At 69.3% G+C, this 20,963-nt stretch carries 15 protein-coding genes; 3 read left to right on the top strand and 12 right to left on the bottom strand.

The features are described from left to right. Positions 1-13 precede the first annotated feature (13 nt). Positions 14-721 (top strand): GntR family transcriptional regulator, encoded by a 708-nt coding sequence (locus ABD708_RS03090; protein WP_344751813.1) that lies wholly within the window; start codon positions 14-16, stop codon positions 719-721. Positions 722-755: 34 nt separating this feature from the next. Here ABD708_RS03090 and ABD708_RS03085 read toward each other — a convergent pair whose 3' ends face one another. From ABD708_RS03085 to ABD708_RS03065, 5 genes are all read right to left on the bottom strand, one after another. Continuing rightward, complete coding sequence (locus tag ABD708_RS03085) at positions 756-1,166, bottom strand: hypothetical protein (RefSeq protein ID WP_344751812.1); 411 nt, start codon at positions 1,164-1,166, stop codon at positions 756-758. Positions 1,167-1,283: 117 nt separating this feature from the next. Continuing rightward, positions 1,284-3,260 (bottom strand): primary-amine oxidase, encoded by a 1,977-nt coding sequence (locus ABD708_RS03080; RefSeq protein ID WP_344751811.1) that lies wholly within the window; start codon positions 3,258-3,260, stop codon positions 1,284-1,286. Further along, complete coding sequence (locus tag ABD708_RS03075) at positions 3,257-4,780, bottom strand: gamma-glutamyltransferase (RefSeq protein ID WP_344751810.1); 1,524 nt, start codon at positions 4,778-4,780, stop codon at positions 3,257-3,259. The genes ABD708_RS03080 and ABD708_RS03075 overlap by 4 nt, the downstream gene beginning before the upstream one ends. Before the next feature lie 3 nt (positions 4,781-4,783). Next, positions 4,784-5,881: an N-methyl-L-tryptophan oxidase gene (solA, locus tag ABD708_RS03070; protein WP_344751809.1), complete on the bottom strand. Its 1,098-nt coding sequence runs from the start codon at positions 5,879-5,881 to the stop codon at positions 4,784-4,786. Further along, entirely contained in the window at positions 5,878-7,074 is a 1,197-nt protein-coding gene (locus tag ABD708_RS03065) for an aminotransferase class V-fold PLP-dependent enzyme (RefSeq protein WP_344751808.1), read from the bottom strand. Before ABD708_RS03065 ends, solA begins: the two co-directional genes overlap by 4 nt. A 118-nt stretch (positions 7,075-7,192) precedes the next feature. On the opposite strand from ABD708_RS03065, the gene ABD708_RS03060 reads away from it, so the two are divergent. Further along, the gene (locus tag ABD708_RS03060; protein ID WP_344751807.1) at positions 7,193-7,966 is read left to right on the top strand and encodes a class II glutamine amidotransferase; all 774 of its coding nucleotides are present in this window, start codon (positions 7,193-7,195) and stop codon (positions 7,964-7,966) included. Positions 7,967-8,117: 151 nt separating this feature from the next. Here the strand turns inward: ABD708_RS03060 and ABD708_RS03055 are convergent, their stop codons facing one another. After that, positions 8,118-10,379: an alpha-L-rhamnosidase gene (locus tag ABD708_RS03055; RefSeq protein WP_344751806.1), complete on the bottom strand. Its 2,262-nt coding sequence runs from the start codon at positions 10,377-10,379 to the stop codon at positions 8,118-8,120. A gap of 104 nt (positions 10,380-10,483) precedes the next feature. Here ABD708_RS03055 and ABD708_RS03050 point away from each other — a divergent pair, with 104 nt between their 5' ends. After that, entirely contained in the window at positions 10,484-11,101 is a 618-nt protein-coding gene (locus tag ABD708_RS03050) for a TetR/AcrR family transcriptional regulator (protein WP_344751805.1), read from the top strand. A gap of 15 nt (positions 11,102-11,116) precedes the next feature. Here the strand turns inward: ABD708_RS03050 and ABD708_RS03045 are convergent, their stop codons facing one another. From ABD708_RS03045 to ABD708_RS03020, 6 genes are all read right to left on the bottom strand, one after another. Next, positions 11,117-13,579, bottom strand: coding sequence for a glycoside hydrolase family 3 protein (locus tag ABD708_RS03045; protein WP_344751804.1), 2,463 nt, complete (start codon positions 13,577-13,579; stop codon positions 11,117-11,119). After that, the gene (locus tag ABD708_RS03040; protein WP_344751803.1) at positions 13,576-15,696 is read right to left on the bottom strand and encodes a beta-galactosidase; all 2,121 of its coding nucleotides are present in this window, start codon (positions 15,694-15,696) and stop codon (positions 13,576-13,578) included. The genes ABD708_RS03045 and ABD708_RS03040 overlap by 4 nt, the downstream gene beginning before the upstream one ends. Continuing rightward, positions 15,686-16,546, bottom strand: coding sequence for an ATP-binding cassette domain-containing protein (locus tag ABD708_RS03035; protein ID WP_344751802.1), 861 nt, complete (start codon positions 16,544-16,546; stop codon positions 15,686-15,688). The genes ABD708_RS03040 and ABD708_RS03035 overlap by 11 nt, the downstream gene beginning before the upstream one ends. Next, the gene (locus ABD708_RS03030) at positions 16,543-18,357 is read right to left on the bottom strand and encodes a dipeptide/oligopeptide/nickel ABC transporter permease/ATP-binding protein (RefSeq protein WP_344751801.1); all 1,815 of its coding nucleotides are present in this window, start codon (positions 18,355-18,357) and stop codon (positions 16,543-16,545) included. Before ABD708_RS03030 ends, ABD708_RS03035 begins: the two co-directional genes overlap by 4 nt. Next, entirely contained in the window at positions 18,354-19,295 is a 942-nt protein-coding gene (locus ABD708_RS03025) for an ABC transporter permease (protein WP_344751800.1), read from the bottom strand. The genes ABD708_RS03030 and ABD708_RS03025 overlap by 4 nt, the downstream gene beginning before the upstream one ends. Positions 19,296-19,373: 78 nt before the next feature. Continuing rightward, positions 19,374-20,915, bottom strand: a complete 1,542-nt coding sequence (locus tag ABD708_RS03020; RefSeq protein WP_344751799.1) for an ABC transporter substrate-binding protein — start codon at positions 20,913-20,915, stop codon at positions 19,374-19,376. Positions 20,916-20,963: the final 48 nt, after the last annotated feature.

Raw genomic sequence — 20,963 nt, 5'->3', positions numbered from 1 at the left:
AGAGGCCATCCCGGTGACTGATTCCCTGCTGGAGACCACGGGCCATGCCCTCGTCGACGAGATCGCCGGCAAGATCCGGGAACGGATCATGAACGGCGACATCCCGATCGGCGCCCAGTTGCGCCAGGCGGAGCTCGCCAGCGACTTCGGCGTCAGTCGCACGCCCATCCGGGAGGCGCTACGGCAGCTGCAGACGGGCGGCCTCATCGAAGTGGTGCCGAACCGGGGAGCCGTGGTGCGCGTGCCGGCTCCCTGGGAGGTGCGCGAAGCCTACGAGGTGCGCGCCGAGCTCGAGGCGCTCGCGGCCGTGCGGGCGGTCAGCCGCATCTCGCGGCAGGACCTCGCGCGGTTGCGCACCGCGAACCAGCAGATGTACGACCGCTCGCAGGGCAGTGACGAATCGCAGGAGCGGGCACTCGCCAGCCGCAAGGAGAACGACGTCTTCCACACGACCATCGCCGAGATCGCCGCCAACGCGCGGCTCGCTCGCATGATCGAGGAGATCAACGAGACCTTCCCTCGCAACGTGTCCGCACAGCTCTTGGTCGGTGACGAGCGTCACCGAGAGGAGAACTACCAGGAGCATCTGCGCATCATCGAAGCCATCGAGAACGGCGACGTCGAAGCCGCCCGCGCTGAGACACGCGCGCATGTTGTGAGCGCGGGTGAGCAGCTGGCGCGCTGGTACGAGCAGCGCAGCTCCACGGTCTTCACCGGCTGAAACGACCGAGCGGCGCTGCTCGCGCGGCACGGAGTCAGACGAAGGCAGCGAGAGCTGTCAGAGCGACCGAGGCGGCGAGGCTCCCGTACCCCAATCTGGTCATCGAATCTCCGCGGAATGCGCCACGCGCCGCCGAGGCGGCGAGGAACGCGGATCCCATCGCCAGAGCGGCCACAAGCAACGGGCCCGTCACGGCATGATGATGTCCCGGCTGCTGAATCGTGTGCCGGTGGCCGATAGCCATGATGAGCATGAGGCCCGCCATCAGCACGCCGGACAACGTCGTGTGCAACCGGCGCCGCGCATCCTGATCGTCCCCGATGCGGCCACGCCGACGCACCGCCAGCGCGAGGGATGCTGCAAGCAGCATCCCACTCCACACGACGACCGGCACCACCCGCATCCCCGTCACGAGATCGAGCATCCCCAGGGTCATGACCGTCATCAGTAGCAGCTCGCGCACACGAGGACGCGGGCGGTCCAGCGCTGCGCATCCCGCGCAGAGGGCGGATGCTCCGAGTGCCCCCGCGTGCAACAGCTCGGTCACCGAGGACCGCTCGCGTCAATGCATGCCATGCTCATGGTGAGCGTGACCATGCGCCGCATGCGCGTCGTGCTGCGCGTGACCATGGGTCGCGTGGCTCGTCGGCGAGCAGTGCGCGGGGTTGGAAGGCGGCACATCGAGCGCGGGGTTGCGGTCGAAGAATCCGTCGGGCTCCATACGGAAGCCGATCCGCTGCAGAGGCATGACCGGCCAGTCCTCCGGGCGCACGTAATGATGAACGCCAAGGACCGGCCACACCACCAGCCGTGCACCGTCGAGCGGTCGATCAGCGCGCTGCCACGCGGTGATGCCCTCCTCCCCGAGGGGCGCCTGGTTCGGATAGTCACCCGCGATGAAGCGTTCAGCCGGGTCGTATGCCGTGGCCCAGACATGCTTGGCGACGAACGGCGCTTTGCGCTCGACCACGCTGCCCGGGCGCGCGAACAGGCGAGTCGTATTCGGCATCACCAGGCGGAAGGACGTCGCATCGCCGTATCGGTTGGTGTGTTCGGTGCTCTCGATGCGCCAGTGCACAGCGCGTGCGGGATCGTTCGCCCTCGCGGCCTCGCGCTCCGATGCGATCGTGGTCGAGACCATGCGTACGGCGTTGCCGTAGGGGTTCAGTGTCTCGTCCTCTTCGGATTCGGCATGCACCTCCACGAGCCGATTCAACGGGCCGTCCACAGCCGTGTCGAGACGCACCGCGAAATAGTGCTGATGTGTCGGCGCCTGCACATTCGGGGCGACCATGCGCCCGTAGGCCGGCTCCGCCCCGTCTGCGATGCCGGAGACCGAAAGGATGCCGGTGAGCTTGACCTCGAGCTCGATGGCGCCGTCCTGATACAGCGACCAGTAGAAGCCGTAGTCGTAGTTCGCGACGGTGGCGAAGAACGAGATGACGAGCCGGCGTTGGCGGCGCACCTCCGAGTCGCCGGTGCGGGTGTTCACGTGCTTCCAGAGGATCGAGTCATCCTCCTCGTGCATGCAGATGCCGTTGGTGATCGTGCGCGCCTCGCCGAATCCGTCGATGTAGTGCGCGTCGAAGTAGCGGATCTCTCCGAGGCAGTCGCAGCCGAGCTCAAGCGAGGCGGTCAGAGGCCCAGCACCGTACTCCCCCCAGTCGAAGAAGTTCTTGCGGTACGCGGTCGGGTCGGAGTCGAGGTACGGCACATACATCTCATTGATCGCGGCCCGATCAAGCACGGGGCGCACAGCGTCGCCGTCGTGGTACGCGACGTCGTGCAAGACGAGTCCTTCGCGATGCGTGAAGCCGATGCGGAACGACCAGTTCTGCCAACGCACCTCATGACCCTCGACGGTGAACCCGGGGCCTTCGGGTTGCGTGATCTCGAGCGGGGCGACCGTGCGGTCGGGACCCCAGGTGCCCGAGGCGTACCTGCCCGTCTCGCTCGCCATCGGGATGACGCCGTGGTCCTCGAGCCGCACGATCTCCAGCGTTTCCAGATCGATGATCGGCACAAGCCCTGCGACCGGGCGGGCGTAGCCGTTGTCGTCGATCGACTCGCGATGCCAGACCGTTCCCCAGGACAGCCGGCGGTCGGCCAGATCCTCCGGCTCGAAACCCGTGATGGACTCGGGATCCACCCAGACGAGCGACGTATCGACGATGCCGCGCTTGGCGAGGGCTTCCTTCAGCACCGGGCTGTTGCGGGCAGCCTGCGCGACCATGCGCGCCTCGTCCGACGAGACGCCTGGGCGCTTGGCATCCACCGGTGTCCAGGCCAAGAGCGAGGCGGCACGATCGATGCCAGAGGTCCAGCCCGTGACCTCCCACGCGGCGTGGGCGTCCGGGTTCATGACCACGAGACGCACGGGGCGCCCCTGTCCGTCGGCGAGAGCGCGCGCGAGCGATTCCTCCACGGCGATGCCCCAGAAGCGCGGATGCTCGCCGATGCGGCCATCACCCAGCACGAGTGACGCGACCTCGGTGATCTCGGCAGGGGTGATCGGGTCGCTCCAATGACGTGCGGTCATGACTGCTCCTCTTGTTTCGGGGTGGGGACGATGATGCCTGCGCCATCGGCACGCGGATCGCTCGCGGCCGCGACGCCACCGCTGGCATCGATACGGACGAACTGGACATGACCGGCCTCGTCAGCCGGTCCATCGAAGGCGGCGACGCGGATGCCGGCCGCCGCAGCCGCGATCGCAGCAGCCGGGTCTGCTCCGGGCTCACTCACGAGCGTGAGCTGGTCGAAGCCGAGATCGACGTCGCCGACAACCCAGCGCGGGCGCGCCAGCAGTTCGTCGAGCGGCGCGTGCAGCGAGCCTGGGGCGGCGAGCAGCTGCGAGAGAATCCAGGGCTGGGCGCGGCCACCCTGACAGCCGGCCACGAGCACCGTCTCACCATCTTCGACGATCAGCGGCGAAAGCGTGTGCGGTGGGCGCGCCCCCGGCGCCAGCCGCGCGGGTGAGGCCGGATCCATCACGAAGGCGCTTGCGCGGTTATGAACGAGCACACCGGATGCCGGATCGAGCAGACCCGCACCGAAGGTCATGTAGACGCTCTGCACGATGGTGACTGCCCATCCGGCGTCATCGATCGCGACGATGGCGGCGGTGTCACCGCTGGCGCGTGCCTCGCGGGCGGCGGATATCGCAGTACCGTCGAGCGCAAGCAGCGCGTCGATGTCGACCGGGCTGACGCGTGGATCGCCCAGCCGGGCACCGCGGGCCGCGACGCCACGCAGGCTCGCCCCGACCAATGCCGCCACCGGGGCGCCTTCCTCCGACGTCGCTGCGCGCACCACGGCCGGCACCAGAACGCCCGCCGAGGGCGGCGGGGCGACGGACCATCGGCGGCCCGCCGCGTCGACGGTGAGTGCCGGCACCACCTCGGGCGCATACCCGGCGAAGTCGTCCTCGGTATGGGTGCCTCCGGCGGCGCGCAGCGCCGCAACGAGGCGCCGAGCGGTCTCGCCGGTGTAGATGTCGGCCGGGTCGGCAGCGAGCCTGTCGAGGGTGCCGGCAAGCGCGGGTTGCCGGAAGATCTCACCAGCGCCCAGCGGGCGTCCGTCGCCGTCAAGGAAGACCGAAGACAGTCCGGGGTCGGCGACCACGGCATCGCCTTCGCTGGCGATTGCGCGGGCGAGCCCTTCGCTTACCACCGCACCCTCGCGCGCCATGCGCGCCGCACCGCGGAAGGGGCCGGAAAGCGGGCGCGATGCCCCCAGCCCGGCGATAGCAGTCCAGCCCGCGACGATGCCTGGCACCGTCACCGCATGCGCACCCTGGCGCGGCACTCGTGACCAGCCCCCCGCGGCGGTCAGCACTGCTGCGGGTGCGGTGCCCGCTGCAAGGACCGCGTGCGTAGCGCCGCCAGGGGCGCGCACGACAGCGATGAGGTCACCTCCGATCGCGCACTGATGCGGGTAGACCACCGTGAGCATCACTGCTGCGGCGAGAGCCGCGTCGAGGGCGTTGCCGCCGGCCTCGGCCGCCTGCCGTCCGGCTGCGACCGCGTCATGGTGGGGTGCGGCGAGTGCGACGGTCACGAGTCAGAGTCCCCTTCGAGCGGTCGAGATGAAGTCGAGGTCGTCACGCGGCACGCCTTCGTACAGGTCGGCGACGGCCTCGCCGACGGCCGGCCCGAACTTGAAGCCGTGGCCGGAGCAAGCCGCCGCGACGATCACCTCGGGTGCGTCGGCGAGGGCGCCGATCGTGAATCGCTTGTCCTCTGTCATGGTGTAGAGGCACGATGCGACCTCGAAGGGGGCCGCATCGATGCCGGGAACGTACCGCTCGATGAGCTCGACGAGGCCGGCCACCTCAGCATCGGTCGCCGGGGCGACCGGATGTTCCGGGTCCCAGCTCTGACCCGCGTCGATACCGATCTTGAGGCCGTTGCCCGCCGCATCCGGGATGCCGAACACCAGCCCCTCCGGCCGATCGATCGAGAACGCGCCGAGGTGTGGAGGCGTTGCCACCGCCTGACCAGGGGCGACGGTCAGGGTGATGATGCGCCAGACATCGAGGAAGGGAGCGAGGTCGGGCAACAGCCGCCCCACGAAAGCGCCGGCCGCCACGACGAGCCGGCTCGCGCTGACGATGCCCCGATCAGTGCGCACCTCCACTCCCTTGGAGTTCGTGTCCCACCCGAGTACACGCTCCCCGAATCGGAGTTCGGCGCCGTGCGCAACAGCCGACGAGCGCAGCACCTCAAGCGCATCGGCCGCTTCGATGACACCGGCATCCGGGTCGTATACCGCACCATAGCCGTCGGGAATACGGAGCCCGGCCATGCGCTCGGCCGCGGCATCTGGCCCTGCGAGATGAACGCACCCAGGGCCCTGCATGCCCGATGGCTCCACGTGGGCGTACACGCCGCCTGTGCGGCGAATGAGCGTTCTGCCGCTCTCCCGTTCCAATTCGGCCCAGGTCTGATATGCCTTGGCGACGAAGTCGTTCCAGACCGGATTCGGATAGGCACGACGGATCATCCGAGTGCGGCCATGAGAGGAACCGCGAGCATGCACGGGGTCGAAGCGCTCGATCCCTATCACGCGGTGACCGCGGCGTGCGATGCTCGCGGCTGCGGCACTGCCGTGAATGCCGAGACCCAGCACGAGGACGTCCGCCTGTCGCGTTCCGCTCATACCGCCGCCCTTGTCTTCGAGGCCAACGCGGCCACGCCGTCGAGCAGAGCGGCGACATCGTTCTCGTCGTTGTAGACGTGAGCCGAAGCGCGAACGACCGCCGTGATGCCACGCTCTCCGAGATCCCATTGTCCATGGGTGGCCGGAACCGACACGACGCGCACTCCACGACCGGCGAGGTGAGCGACGACCTCGCCGGCATCCACGCCATCGACGACGAACGTGACGATCGCGGAAGGCGCCTCAAGCGGGTCGGCGACGGTCACTCCCTGGATCTGGGCAAGGCCGGATCGAATCGCGCGCCCGGCGTGTACGAGCCACTGCGCCGTCGATTCGACGCCGCGCGCAAGCGCCTCATCGATCGCCGCTCCGAGTCCGAGACGCGCCGCGACCGCGGACTCCCAGGTCTCGAAGCGGCGCGCGGAAGGCTCGACATCCCAGTCGAAAGCACTCGTCCACTGCGAGGCGCGCACGTCTGGAGTATTCGGCACCAGTCGCCGGGCCAGCTCGGCGCGCACATAGGCGAAGCCCGTGCCACGGGGGGCGCGCAAGAACTTGCGGCCGGTGGTCACCAACATGTCGCACCCAATCGCCTCGACGTCGACGTCGAGGTGGCCGACCGACTGCGTCGCGTCGAGCAGGTACAGGCCTCCGTGAGACTTGACGAGCGCGCCGATCTGGGCAACCGGCTCGACGAGTCCGGAGGAGGTGGGGATGTGGGCCGCGGTGACGATCGTGGGCGGCCCCTCCGCGAGAAGCCTGTCAAGCGCCTCCAGATCGACCTGTCGGTCGGATCCTGTCGGCGCCACGAGGAGTTCGACGCCTTGCTCCTTCGCCAGGGTCAACAAGTGAAGAGCATGGCTCACGTACGTGCTGCTGGTGGCGATGATGCGACGCGGATGCGTGGGGCGCAACGCCTCGACCAGGACGCGCAGTCCGGTCGTCGCGCTGTCGAGCAGCGCGATCTCGTCGCGCCGGGCATTGACGAGGCGCGCAGCGGAGTCGTAGATCGCTTCGACACGGGGACGCTCTTGGGCGGCTGCCTCATAGCCGCCGATGGACTCTTCGAGCCGAAGGTGCTGGACAACGACGTCAATGACCCCTCGAGAGGGCAGCGCAGCACCGGCCGCGTTGAAATGACTGGCGAGATCGGAGCCCGCAGTCTGGAGGCGCTCTGCCGCGACATCGATCAACGCCGCGCCCCCGAAGGAGCGCCCGGTTTCGGGCAGTGAGTTCATAACGCCTATCCTGCTCTTGGTAGGATCCAAACGTAACATAAGTGGATCCAATCAATGGAGTCTCGTGTCCCGCATGCTCGCCGTTCTCGACACTGCGACGGCACCTGCGAGGGGCGATCCAGAACTCGCGCAACTCACCCAGGACTTCATCGCGCTCAGCGTCCTTCACGCGGACGGCTGGGGGGTCGCGAGCCGTCACCAAAATCGAACCGAGGTTCGCGTCGGAACCGATCCCGCCGAACGCGGGATGGGTTCCGTGCTGGCGTCGCCTGCATCAGCCCGGCTCCTGTACCTGCGTTTCGCCAGCGCCGGCAGCGCAGTGAAGAAGCGGAATCTCCAACCATTCGTCACCGACGATGTCGCCTTCGCCCACAACGGGCTGCTGGCGCCTCGTTCGCTAATGCTCGCGACCCTCTCCTTCGATCAACGGCACGACCTGCGGGGCGACACGGACAGCGAGGTCTACTTCGCTCATGTGCTGCGCGCCCTGCTCACACGTCGGCGTTCCCGCCCTGCGGCGGACACCATCGCCCCCATCGTGGCCGAGTTGCGTGCGCTGTATCCCGAGGCCTGCCTGAATGCGCTGATGCTCGTCAGCGGCGAGCTCCTCGCCATCCACGCGCCGGGAACGGTCGGCCCACCACTGGCTGCGTTCGCCGCCCGTGGCGCCAAAGCGCTGCCACCGGGCCACGACGCGGACTACAACGTCTTGAGCACTGCCGTATTGCCCTCGGGCCGACGCGTAGTGGCCACGAGCGGCATCGACGTCATCGACTCGCACCCTCTGCCTCGCGACGCTGTCAGCGCATTTCTGCCGAACGGTCTCACACGAAGCATCGCGATATAGGAGCCCCCGGCGGATTCGGCGAACGGATGCCGTGACCGAAGCGGACCGCCGGGTGAATCGCGCGCGCGAAGGTTGTACGCGCGAACCACACAAGGAGACGAAGATGTCTGAACCGGACGCGCCCTTCCCGTCGTGATCGGATGCCGGTGGGTCAGGCGCCCGCACCGAAAGGCACCTCGAACCGGTGCTCACCCGGCGCGAGACTCACACTCGCGCGGCCGGGCAGGTCGAGAACGCCGGCCGCGCCGGCGGGCACGCTGGCCTCCACCGAGAGGGTGCCGTCGCGCAGCTCCCAGCGCACGGCGACGAGCCCGAACGGCGAGCGGTGCGACGCCGCGGCCCACTCGATTCCGCCGCCGGGGCGCGGAGCGAATCGGATCACGCGATAGCCCGGCTCAAGCGGCGCGATACCGGCGACGACGCGGTGCAGCCAGTCCGCCACCGCGCCGAGGGCGTAGTGGTTGAAAGACGTCATCTCGCCGGGGTTGATGGCGCCGTCCGGCAGCATGGAGTCCCAGCGCTCCCAGATCGTCGTCGCGCCCATGGTGACGGGGTACAGCCAGGACGGGCACTCGCGCTGCAGCAGGAGACGGTAGGCGGTCTCGAGCTGGCCCGTCTCAGACAGGGCGTCCGTGATGAAGGGCGTGCCCGCGAAGCCGGTCGAGATGTGGAATCCGCTCGCAGCGACGAGCTCGGCCAGCCGCGTGCCCGCCGCCATCTGCTCGCTCTCGTCGAGCAGGCCGAACACGATCGCGAGTACGTAGACGGTGGGTGCGTCGCTGTGGACGCGCCCACCCGCCGCGGAGACATAGCGCACGCGGAATCCGCTGCGGATGCGCGCGGCCAGCGCCTCGAATTCCGCCGCGTCGTCGGCCAGGTCGAGCACCGCCGCGGCGTCCGCGAGCATGCGGGCGGTTCGATACGCGCAGGCCGTGGCGACCACTGCCGTGTCCGCCTTCGCGTCCGCCGGGCGGTCCGGCGGTGCATCCGGGTCCAGCCAGTCCCCGAACTGGAATCCGCTGTCCCAGGCACCGTCCGGCGCGAGCAGCGTGCCGACGCGCCGGGCGTGCCGCGCCATTGCCGGATACTGCCGGGCAAGAGCCGTGCGATCGCCGTACGCGCGCCACAGCGCCCAGGGCACCCATGCGGCCGCATCGCCCCAGATGGCCGTGCTGTCCTGGGGCGGGAACTCGCTGCCGCTGACGACGTGCTTGAGCACGTCGGGCACCACGAACGGCACGACGCCATCGGCGTTCTGCTGCTCCAGATCCAGGTCGCGCAACCAGTCGCCGAGAAAGCCGCTGACATCGCCCAGGAACGCCGCTGTGGGCGCGAAGACCGCGATGTCGCCCGTCCACCCGAGCCGCTCGTCGCGCTGCGGGCAGTCGGTGGGCACACTGAGGAAGTTGCCGCGCATGCCCCACACGACATTGGCGTGCAGGCGGTTGAGCAGCGGGTCGGAGGACGCGAAGGATCCGGAGGCGGGGATGTCCGAGCCGATCACGACGGCGGTGAGGGCGCCCTCGCCGATCGCCTCCGCACCCCCGGGCCAGCCGTCGACCTCTGCATAGCGGAATCCGTGGAAGGTCAAAGTGGGCTCGAAGACGTCGTCGCCGCCGCTGAGCGTGAAGCGGTCGGTCGCCTCGGCCGTGCGCAGCGGGCGGGTTCCGAGCTCGTCGTGCTCGAGGACCTCCGCATGCCTGATGGTGATGGTCTCGCCACGGGGCCCGCGCACGACGCACCGCACCCAGCCGACCAGGTTCTGGCCGAAATCGACGAGGGTGCGCCCCGACGGCGATGTCCAGATGCGCTCGGGCTTCACCTCGAGGAGCGGGCGGACGGGGGGAGCCTCGAACGGCTCGAGCTGCGTCACGTCGAAGGCGACGGCGTGCACCGCGGCGGTCGCGGCTTCGCTGTCACGAAGCCGCGCGTCGATGTGCTCGCCGTCATAGAGGTCGTTCGCGAGAACATCACCGGCGTGCGCCTGCCAGGTCTCGTCGGTGACGACCAGCTGCTCGTGCCCGTCGGCGAAGCGGATGCGCAGCTGAGCGAAGCCCGCAAGCTGATCGCCGTATACGTTCCGCGCGCCGAGCCAGCTGAGCTTGCCGCGTCGCCACCCGTTCCCGAGAGCCAGAGCGAGCTCGAACCGATCGCCGAGCAGGGCGGTCACATCCCACTCGCGGTAGCGCAGCCTCCACTCGTAGCTCGTCCAGCCAGGGGTGAGCAGCTCATCGGTGGCCGGCCGGCCGTCGATGAGCGGGGTCACGACGCCGAGGGCGGTGGCCGTGAGCGCGGCCTCGGCGACCGGACCGTGGCCGCCCTCCAGCTCGACGCACCGGTACAGCACCGGTGCTCCGTTGAACTCGTCGTCAGCGGCGATCATTCGCCCCGTCCAGCTGATCGGCTCTGTCATACTCGCTCCTTCTGTGGGGTCGGATCGTACTGTTGCGGCATGCACGGGCGCACTCAGCCGGGTAGCATCTGCCGATATGCCCGCGAGGCCAGGGAGGATGTGCGGTGACGCAGCCGGAGATGATGCGCCGCAAGCCGCGCGGCCCGTATTTCAAGACTGAGCAGAAGCGACGCGAGATCCTTGATGCCGCGCTCGAGGTGTTCGCCGTCGCGGGCTATCGCAGCGGCTCGCTGCGCTCGGTCGCGCAACGGGTGGGAATGAGCGAGGCCGGCCTGCTGCACCACTTCCACAACAAGACGGCTCTGCTCGCCGCCGCCCTCGAACGACGCGACGACCAGACCCGCAAGAGGTTCGACTTCGACGGGCTCCGCGGTCGCGAGCTCGTCACTGCTCTGATCGAACTGGTCGAGTACAACGCCTCCGTTCCGGGTGTCGTCGAGCTGTTCACGGTGCTTTCCGCCGAGGCGACGCACCCGGAGCACCCCGCTCACGAGTATTTCCGCGAGCGGTACTCGAACCTGCGGCAGACGCTCATCGACACCTTCGCCGAGCTGCAGGCCGACGGCGAACTGCGGCAGGGAGTCGACCCGGCCGCCGCCGCCCGCGGCGTGATCGCACTCATGGACGGCCTGCAGGTGCAGTGGCTGTACCGCGACGATGAGCTCGACATGGCCGCCGACCTGCGCCGATACTTCGACTCCCTGCTGAACACCCCACTGTGAGAGAGGCAGTGAGCCTCACCGCGCTCCCTCTAGCGAGATCGTCGCGGAAAGCGGCAGCTCGGCGGCGGTCGTGCCCACGCGCAGCGTGAACTCTCCGGGCTCGTAGACCCACCCCTCATCCCAGTACGCGAGCAGCCGCGTGGGCACCTCGACCCGCACCGAGGCGCTCTCGCCCGCCGCGAGACGCACCGCCTGGAATCCGACCAGCCAGCGCACAGGCCGATCCACCGCGGACTCGCGGCGCTCCGCGTACACCTGCACGACGTGTTTGCCCGCCCGGGCGCCGACATTGCGCACGTGGACCTCGATGGCGAAGGCCTCGCCGGCTGCGACGTCTTCGGGAGCGGCGATGCCGGTCTGCTCGATCGCGGTGTAGCCGAGGCCATGACCGATCCAGTACGCCGGCTCGGCGTCACGGCGCAGCCAGGCGCGATAGCCGATGTGAATCCCCTCGTCATAGCGCAGCACGCCGTCCACGGGCGTCGTGTCGAGCACCGGCACGTCCGCCTGCGCCGCCGGCCAGGTCGTGGGCAGGCGCCCGCCCGGCTCCGCGATGCCGAGCAGGATGTCAGCCACCGCCGCGCCGAACTCCTGGCCGCCGAACCAGCCGAGCAGCACCGCGGCGACGTCGTTGCGCCACGGCAGCAGCACCGGGGCGCCCGCGTTCACGAGGACGACCGTGCGCGGGTTCACCGCGGCGACGGCACGCACGAGCTCGTCCTGATGACCAGGGAGCTCGAGGCTGCTCCGATCGAAACCCTCCGACTCGACCTTCGCGTTGGTGCCCACCACGACGAGTGCGACGTCACTGGTGCGGGCGGCCTCGACGGCCTCGGCGATGAGAGTCGCGGCATCCGCCACGATCGGCTGGGCTCCGATCGTGAACGCCGCCGCGCCGGCGAGTGCGCCTTCGACCGGGGCGGCGTAGTCGAACCGCACATCGACGGGGACGCCCGCGGTGACCGCGACGCGGGCGACCCGCGCCGGCGGTGCGAGGAAGGCGGCACCCAGATCGGTCCCCTCGGGCGCGACGACCTCGTCGATCACCAGGGCGCCGTCAAGCCACAGCCGGCCGTGCCCGACCGCGGCGAAGCCGAGCTCGAGCGTCTCGGTGCGCTCGGGAAGGTAGCCGAACGAGACCTCGATGCGATGCGACTCGGCGATCGGGGCGTCGCCGCCGAACCACACGAACTCGGTCGCGAGCCGGTCCTCGGCGAAGAGCTCGGCGTCGTCGGCGCCGATGAAGCGCACGCGCGCGCCGACTCCTCCGGTGGCGGGGTTGCGCAGACGCTCCCGGGGGATGCCGGCGAGGCCGTCGCGGGTCACCGCGCCGACCGCGTAGCGGATGTCGGTGGCCGGCAGCGCGTCGCGCAATCCCTGCAGCGGCGAGACGGTGTGCTCGGGCAGGACGGTGGCGCTGCCGCCGCCCTGCGTGCGTGCGAACGCAGCGCCGTCGCCGATGACGGCGACACTGCCCAAGGCATCCGCCCGCCATGGCAGCTCGCCCCGGTTCTCGAGCAGCACCGTGCCCTCGATCGCGGCCTCACGGGCGAACGCCTTGCCGTCCTCGACGTGGACGAGGGGCGCTGGGCCCTGAGCGCCGAGCGCGCCGACGCGCTGAGCGAGCCGCAGCAGGCGGCGCACCTTCTCGTCGACCGTGCTCTCCGGAATCCGCCCGTCCCGCACCGCGGCGACGAGCGCGTCGCCCCACGGGCCGAGCGGGCCGGGCATGACGAGATCCTGGTCGGCTGCGGCGGACTCGAGGCTGCGCACGGCCGTCCAGTCGCTGACAACGACGCCGTCGAAGCCCCACTCGCTCTTCAGCGGCGAGCGCAGCAGCTCGCTCTCAGTCGCCGTCGTTCCGTTGATGGAGTTGTACGAGCTCATCACGAGCCACGCGCGGGACTCGGTCACGGCCTTCTCGAACGCGAGCAGGTAGAGCTCTCGCAGGGCGCGATCGCTCACCTGCACGTCGACCGTGAAGCGGTCGGTCTCTGAGTCGTTCGCGACGTAGTGCTTGGGTGTCGCACCGACGCCGTTGTCCTGCATTCCCGCGACATAGGCGGCGGCCAGGTCGGCCGTGAGCACCGGGTCCTCGCTGAAGCTCTCGAAGTGGCGGCCGCCGAGCGGCGAGCGATGCAGGTTGATGGTCGGGCCGAGCACCACGTCAACGCCTTTGCGGCGGGCCTCGACGGCTGCAGCCGCGCCGTAGCGACGCGCGATGTCGCGGTCCCAGGAGGACGACAGGGCGGTGGCCGACGGCAGGTTCAGCGACGGGGAGCGCTCGTCCCACGCTCCGCCGCGCACACCCGAGGGCCCGTCGGAGACGACGAGGCTGCGCAGGCCGATGCGTTCGAGCGGCCATGTGGTCCAGAAGTCGCGGCCGGTGAGCAGCAGCACCTTCTCTTCCACCGACAGCGCCCCCAGGGCATCCTCGATCTCGTCTTCGAGCTGATTGCGTGTGAGCCGGTCGCTCATCGTTCCTCTTTCTCTGGGCTCGTGACGAGGACGCGCACGTCCCACGCACCGAGCGATACGGGTTTGCCCTGGCTGATGCGGGCGTCGCTGACGGCGTCGCGCAGGGGTGACGGGGCGGTCGCCTGCGTCGGCTCCCAGCCCCAGTTGTGAACGACGTGGATGACAGCGCCGTCAGGGCGACGCGATGACGAGACGGTGACGGATGCCGGCAGCGAGCTCCAGCCGCTGCAGGGTGTCGGCACCAGCCAGCGCGCGAGCGAGCGGGCCAGCTCCTGATCGGGGACGCAGCCGACGACCGTGACGCGGCCGGCGCCGGCCGGCCGGGTGGTCACCGCGGCCCATCGGCCGAAGTGCGGGTGCTCGTAACGGGCGAGCACCTCAGCCCCTTCGGTCTCGAGTCCCTGCAGGTACTGGAGGGCGCAGCCGCCGCCCAGGCCGCCGGCGGTCACGAGCGGAACCGGGTGCTGCGGGTTCGCGGCCTCCTCATACCAGGCGCCGGCGATGAGGTCGAGACGTGCCGGCTTCCGCTCAGCCCGCGCCCGCGCCTCGCGATCCGCGTCGGCGGTGCGCGGGCCGATGACGAGGTGGCCGCCGGCCTCGGCGTAGGCGGCGAGGAAGTCGAGCTCGGCATCGTCGGCGAGGTGGAAGGCGGGCACCACGAGCACGGGCAGCTCCCGAGCGGTGGCGGCGGCGTCCTGCGCACCGCCACGGGAGGGGAACAGCTGCTGCGGCCGGATCAGGCGCTCCTGGCGACCGGTGTCGAACAGCCCGCGCGAAAAGGCGGCGACGATGTGGCGGTACGACTCGGGGTCGCCGAACTGGCCCGGCGCGGTGAGCGGCGGCTGTGCGGCCAGCGCCCACTTGCTGTCCGTGTCATAGAGGACCGCGACATCGGCATCCGGCCGCGCGCCTTCGAACAGCCCTCCGGCCCGTTCCAGCTCGCCGCCGAGTACGGCGAGCTCGCGATAGGCCCGGCCGGGCTCGCCGCTGTGCGGCAGCACGCCGCCCCAGTACGTCTCGGCACCGTAGCGGAGGGTGTTCCAGTGCCAGTACTCGATCATCCGCGCGCCGCGCGCCACCAGCAGCCAGGCCGCCTGCCGCCACTGGCCGTCGTACGGCGACTGGTTCGTCATCGAGAAGCCGATGGAGCCCGCGTTCGTCTCGGTGACGAGGAACGGCGCCCCCTTCGCGGAGTACATCAGATCGGCGAGCTGCGACACGGCCCATGCCCCGCGCACGATCCAGCCCAGCGGCCCTGTGGCGGGCGGCGCGCTCGAGGGGTGGGCGAGCGCATCCTCCATCTCGTAATAGGCGTTGCCCGCGACGATGTCCAAGCGCGCGCCCAGCTCGACGTCCTCGACCGCCGGCTGCTCGAAGGAGATGCAGGTCGTGACGAACTGCTCCGGTCCGGCGAGCTCGCGCACCAGCTCGGCCTGCCAGCCGATGTACTCGGTGACGAGCTGGGCCTGGAACCTGCGCCAGGCCAGATCGTACTGGGGCTGGCGGTTGCCGTCGGGGCGCCACAGCTCGTCCCAGCGGGTCAGCCGATGCGACCAGTAGACGAGCCCCCATTCCTCGTTGAGTCTCTCGACCGTCCCATAGCGCCCCCGCAACCAGTCCGTGAACTGCTCGAAGACGCCGTCGTTGTACAGCAGACGCAGGCCGGGCTCGTTGTCGACCTGGAATCCGATGATCGCCGGGTGGTCTCGGTAGCGCTCGACGATGCGCCGGATGACCCGCTCGGCGTAGTGGCGGAACGCACCATTGGTGAAGTCCATCTCCTGGCGGGCGCCCCACTGCACCGGAACGCCGGTCGCCGAGTCGGCGGCGATCTCGGGATGCCGGCGCACCAGCCACATCGGCGCCGCGTAGCTCGGAGTCCCGAGGATCACGCCGATCCCGACCGCCGCCGCGGCGTCCAACGTCGGCTGCAGCCAGTCGAGATCGAAGCAGCCTTCCTCCGGCTCCCATGTCGACCACACCGACTCGCCCACGCGCACGACGGTGAACCCGGCGTCCCTCATCAAACGCAGATCCGCCACCGGGTCGGCGTCGGCGCGGTACTCGGGGTAATAGGCCGCCCCGAAGCCGATCATGGTGGCGCGGTCACGCGACACGCGTCTGTTCCTCCAGCTGGGTCTGAGCGGCGAGCAGCCGGTGCCGGTCGGCGCGGCGCTGCTCCTGCCGGTCGGGGTCGGCGACGGGCGCAGCGAGCAGCAGCCGTTGGGTATACGGATGCTCCGGGTCGGAGGTGACCTTGTCGCCGTCGCCGAACTCGACGATCTCGCCCTGGTACATCACGGCCACCCGGTGGCTGAGGTGGCGCACGACCGCGAGATCGTGGGAGACGAAGAGGTAGGCGACGCCCGTCGACTCCTGGATCTCCTTGAAGAGCTCGAGCACGCGGGCCTGGGTGGACAGGTCGAGGGCCGACACCGGCTCGTCGCACACGATCAGGTCGGGCGACAGGGCCAGCGCGCGGGCGATCGCGATGCGCTGACGCTGGCCGCCGCTGAACTCGCGCGGCAGCCGCTGTGCCGCGCCGGTCGGCAGCCCCACCTGATCGAGCAGCGCACGCACCCGCTTGGAGGCCTCCACCGCGGCGACCTTGCGCACGCGCAGCGGCTCGGTGAGGGACTGCTCGATGGTGAGCGACGGATTCAGCGACGAATAGGGGTCCTGGAAGACCACCTGGATCTCGCTCGCGAGGCCCCGGCGCTGACCTCGGGACAGGTGCCCGATGTCGCGGCCCTTGAAGCGCACCTCTCCCCCGGTGACGGGGGCGAGGCCCAGCACGGCACGACCGAGGGTCGTCTTGCCCGAGCCGGACTCCCCCACCAGACCGACGCATTCGCCGGGCTGCACGTCGAGTGAGACGCCCTTGAGTGCTCGGAAGGGCTTCCGTCGATAGCCCTTGACCGGGTACTCGACGACGAGGTCCTTCACCTCGAGAAGCGGTTCGGTCAACGGGCGCCTTCTTTCACGGTGTGCCGGTCGGAGGAATGGGCGAGGGCGCCGCGCGCCGCGCCGTCCTCGAGGATCGCGTCGAACAGCGACCGGGTATACGGATGCCGCGGGTCGCGGAACAGTTCGCGCACCGGGCCGCTCTCGACGATGCGCCCCTCTCGCATCACCGAGACGCGGTCGCAGAGGTCGGCGACGACGCCGAAGTTGTGGGTGACGATCAGGATGCTCACCCCGAGATCCCGCTGAAGGCCGCGCAGCAGGTCGAGGATCTCCGCCTGGACCGTGACGTCCAGCGCCGTCGTCGGCTCATCGGCGATGACCAGGTCGGGCTCGCACGAGACAGCCCCGGCGATGAGCACCCTCTGCGCCATCCCGCCGGACACCTCATGCGGGTACGACGAGAACGTCCGCTCCGGGCTGGGGATGCCGACACGCGCCAGCAGGCTGAGTGCCCGCCGCTTCGCCTCTGCCCGCGAGATGCCGAGTGCGACGACCATCGGTTCGACCAACTGGCTGCCGATCGTGAATGACGGGTCGAGATTGGACATCGGCTCTTGCGGGATGTACGAGATGCGTCGGCCGCGAATGCGGCACAGCTGCTTCTCCGACTGTGTCGACAGGTCGACGCCGTCGAACACGATGGTGCCTGCGGCGATGCGCCCCCCTTCGGGAAGCAGCCGAAGGATCGACCATGCCGTTTGGGTCTTGCCCGACCCCGACTCCCCGATGAGGCCGTGGACCTCGCCGCGGCGCACGGTCAGCGAGACGCCGTTGACGACCTGCTTGAACTCCCCGCCCGGCCGATCATAGCCGACGACCAGGTCATGAACGGCCAGGATCGGGGCTGCCGACCCGGGCTCGTCCGCATGCACGATGGCGGGCTCGCCGAAGACGGTGCCCGTGGCGGTCGATTGCACCTTGGCGCGGCCGCCGCTGCCCGCCCGCTCCAGCTCGTCGCGCAGCGTGTTGGCGAACAGCACGAGCGCGACGGAGGTGAGTGCGATCGCCGCGCTCGGCCAGATGAGGAGCACGGGCGCCTGGTACATCTTGCTGAACGCGTCGTTCAGCATGTTCCCCCAGGTCGGGATGCTCGAGTCGCCGAGGCCGAGGAAGTCGAGTCCGGCCTCGATCGCGATCGAGATCCCCATCACCATGGCGGCCTGGATGATGATCGGCGCCCGCACGACGGCGAGGATGTGCCGGCCGATGATGCTCGCGTCGCCGACGCCCGCCACGCGCGCGGCGTCGACGTACAGCTCGTTGCGAACGCCGACGACCGCCGTGTACACCAGGCGATAGAACGCGGGCGAGAGCAAGACGCCGAACACCGCCATCGACATCCACATCGACGGGCCGAGCACGGCGCGCGCCGCGAGCAGGATGACGATCGCGGGAAGTGCCATCAAGAGACTGGCCGCCCACGAGGCGATGCTCTCGAACCACCTCTGGTAGTAGCCCGCGATAAGGCCGGCGACCACGCCGATGAACGCCGCGATCGCGGTCGCCAGCAACGCACCGGCGAGGCTGAACCGGGTTCCGTAGAGCAGGCGCGCGAGCACGTCGCGCCCGGCCGCGTCGGCGCCCAGCGGATGGCCGGGGCCGATCGGCGCGAGGAGGGAATTCAGGTCGGCCTTGTTGGGATCGGCGTGCGTGAGAAGCGGCGCGAAGATCGCTCCGAGGACTACAAGCACGAGGACGATGATCGCAGCGAGACCCGTGCCGTTGCGGAGGAGTCGCCGCATGAGGTGCGCTCGGGCGGCGGACCCCTCTGCCGCGGCGTCGGGAAGGGGGACGATGGCTGACTCGGTCATGAGACACGTGCTTTCGGGTTGAGGAAGCCCTGCATGAGGTCGATCACGAGGTTGACGATGACGACGATGGCTCCGACGGCGACGACGAGCCCCATCACGAGCGGGACGTCGCCCTGCGCGGTCGCCGTCACCGACACCTGGCCGAGGCCGGGGATCGCGAACACCTGCTCGACGATGACCGCGCCGCCGAGCAGACCGACGAATTGGACGGCGAGCACGGCGAGGGCGGGCCCGCCCGCGTTGCGCAGCACATGCTTGAGCACGACGCGGTTCTCAGAGAGCCCGCGGCTGCGCAGCGTGCGCACCCAGTCCTGACGCATCCCGTCGATCACGGAGCCGCGCACCTGCTGCGCGATGGCGGCGACGGCGCCGATCGAGAGGGCGATGATCGGAAGCGCCACGGTGGTCGCCCAGCCGCCGAAGGACGTGGAGAGCGGCACATAGCCGGTGGGTCGGAACCAGTGGAGTTTCAGGGCGAAGACGTTCACCAGGGCGACCGCCAGCAGGAATCCGGGGATGGCGAATCCCAGCACCGCGATGACCTGCACGAGCCGGTCGGCCCAGCCCCGCCGCCGAGCGGCCCAGACGCCGAGCGCGATGGCGATCACCGCGCTCACGAGAGTCGCGCCGATCACCAGCGAGATCGTGACCGCCAGTCGGGAGGTAATCGCCTCCACGACCGGCTGTTGAGTGAACCATGAACTGCCGAAATCGCCCCTCGCGGCGCCACCTAGCCAGGAGAGGTAGCGCTCGACGATCGGCTGGTCGAGCCCCAGCTGCTGGTTCTTGAGCGCCACCGTGGCGTCGCTCGCCTGCGGGCCGAGGATGCGGCGCCCGACGTTGCCGGCGCCCAGGTACAGGAGCAGGTAGGCCAGGGTCGAGATGACGAAGAGGAGGATCACGCCGCTGATCAGACGGCGAATAGTGAAGCGCAACACGAGGAGGACTGCTCCTTCTGAATAGGAGATTCGGGATGCCGGGCCGCGGTGCTCGCCGGCCCGGCATCCCGAGGAAGGTCAGTTCTTAGGGGTGATGTTCCACAGGTACGGGACGGCGTTGCCGACCTGGACCGTGACCTTGGTCTTGGCGTCGGTCACGAAACTCGACTGCGGCCGGAAGAACGGCACGAACCACGCCTGGTCGACGAGGTACTTGTTGAGCGCCTTGCCGGCCGCGGTCGCCTGCGCTTCGCTGCCGGTCTGGATCGTCTTGATGTAGCCCTGCACCGTCGGGTCGTCGGTGTGGAAGCCGTTCCATGCCGCCGTCTTGTCGATCTGGAACGAAGCCAGCTGCCAGTCGGTCGGGTCCTGCTGAAGGGTCATCAGCGCGGCGGAGTACTTTCCGCCGATGAGGGCCGTGATGTAGTCGTTGCCCTGCAGATCCTCGAACGTCACCTTCACGCCGATGTCGGCCAGCTGCTGCTTGATGAGCGCGAAGTTCGATTCGCCGAAGGCCGCCGCGCTGGGCATCTTCAGCGTGAAGCCGTTCGGGTAGCCTGCCTCGGCCAGGAGCTCCTTCGCCTTCGCCGGGTCGTAGCTGTACGTGCTGTCCAGGGACTTGTCGAAGCTCGGCGACGAGGTCGGGAAGATCTGCTCGGTGAGCGTTCCGTACCCGTTCGCGAGTGCCTTGAGCAGCGCCTTCCGGTCGAAGGCGTACTCGAGAGCCTGGCGCACCTTGACGTTCTTCAGAGCCGGGGTCAGCGTGCCGTCGCGGTCGCCGAGAATCAGGCCCTCCCAGTTCAGCTCCAGCGGGTTCACGGTGAAACCGGCCGCCTTGATCTGATCCAGGGTCGTGTTGTCGAAGGTGTTGGCCGCGTTGACCTGGCCGCCCTGGATGGCGTTGAGCAGCGCCGTCCCGTCGGAGTAGACGTTCATCACGATCTTGCTGTAGTGCTGATCGCTCGGATTCCAGTAGTGAGGCGTCTTGTCGAAGACGTATGAGCTTCCCGTGACGCTCTTCGCGGTGTCCAGCCGGTACGGGCCGGAGCCGACCGGGACGGTCTCCACGTTCTTGTTGGTGAAGGCCTTCGGGCTCTCCTGAAGGCCGGCGTTCTGCGTCAGGTAGGTGAGCATCGCCGGATCCGGCGCCTTGAGCGTGAGCTGCACGTGCGTGGCGTCGACCGCCTTCGCGTCTGCGAGGTTCACCAGGGTCGATGCGTTCGGCGAGGTGCCGTCGCGGAAGCGAATGAGGTTCTGCGCTGCGGCGTCGGCGTCGAACTTCGTGCCGTCGCTGAAGGTCACGTCGCTGCGCAGCGTCAGGGTCAAGACCGTCTTGTCGGAGTTGTAGCTCCACTTGGTGGCCAGGTTCGGCTCGATCTCGCCGCTCGGGGACGCCTTGAGCAGGGTGTCGTACACCGCCTGCATGTACGGCGACTGGTTGGCCCAGTTGGCGTTCTGCGCCGAGAACGACGACGGAGCGACGATGAGCCCGAGCGTGAGCGTCCCGCCGCCCGAGGTGGAGCTCGATTTCGAGCTCGACGCGTTGCCGCCGCAGCCGGTCAGTGCTATGGCGAGCGCCGCCGCACCCGCCAGTACGGCGACTCCCTTCAGTTTGAACATCTTTGTCCTTCCCATGCTGTGTGGCTTGCAGGCCCCTCATTGGGCCGC

This window comes from Gryllotalpicola koreensis, assembly GCF_039538185.1.
GTDB classification, from domain to species: Bacteria; Actinomycetota; Actinomycetes; order Actinomycetales; family Microbacteriaceae; genus Gryllotalpicola; species Gryllotalpicola koreensis.
The sequence above is the reverse complement of the archived record's forward strand: the minus strand, read 5'-3'. Positions and strand labels throughout refer to the sequence as shown.

Coding starts and splice junctions, on each gene's coding strand:
- ABD708_RS03085 (WP_344751812.1), bottom strand. CDS start 1,166: ATGACGGTCATGACCCTGGGGATGCTCGATCTCGTGACGGGGATGCGG.
- ABD708_RS03080 (WP_344751811.1), bottom strand. CDS start 3,260: ATGACCGCACGTCATTGGAGCGACCCGATCACCCCTGCCGAGATCACC.
- solA (WP_344751809.1), bottom strand. CDS start 5,881: ATGAGCGGAACGCGACAGGCGGACGTCCTCGTGCTGGGTCTCGGCATT.
- ABD708_RS03060 (WP_344751807.1), top strand. CDS start 7,193: ATGCTCGCCGTTCTCGACACTGCGACGGCACCTGCGAGGGGCGATCCA.
- ABD708_RS03055 (WP_344751806.1), bottom strand. CDS start 10,379: ATGACAGAGCCGATCAGCTGGACGGGGCGAATGATCGCCGCTGACGAC.
- ABD708_RS03045 (WP_344751804.1), bottom strand. CDS start 13,579: ATGAGCGACCGGCTCACACGCAATCAGCTCGAAGACGAGATCGAGGAT.
- ABD708_RS03030 (WP_344751801.1), bottom strand. CDS start 18,357: ATGACCGAGTCAGCCATCGTCCCCCTTCCCGACGCCGCGGCAGAGGGG.
- ABD708_RS03020 (WP_344751799.1), bottom strand. CDS start 20,915: ATGTTCAAACTGAAGGGAGTCGCCGTACTGGCGGGTGCGGCGGCGCTC.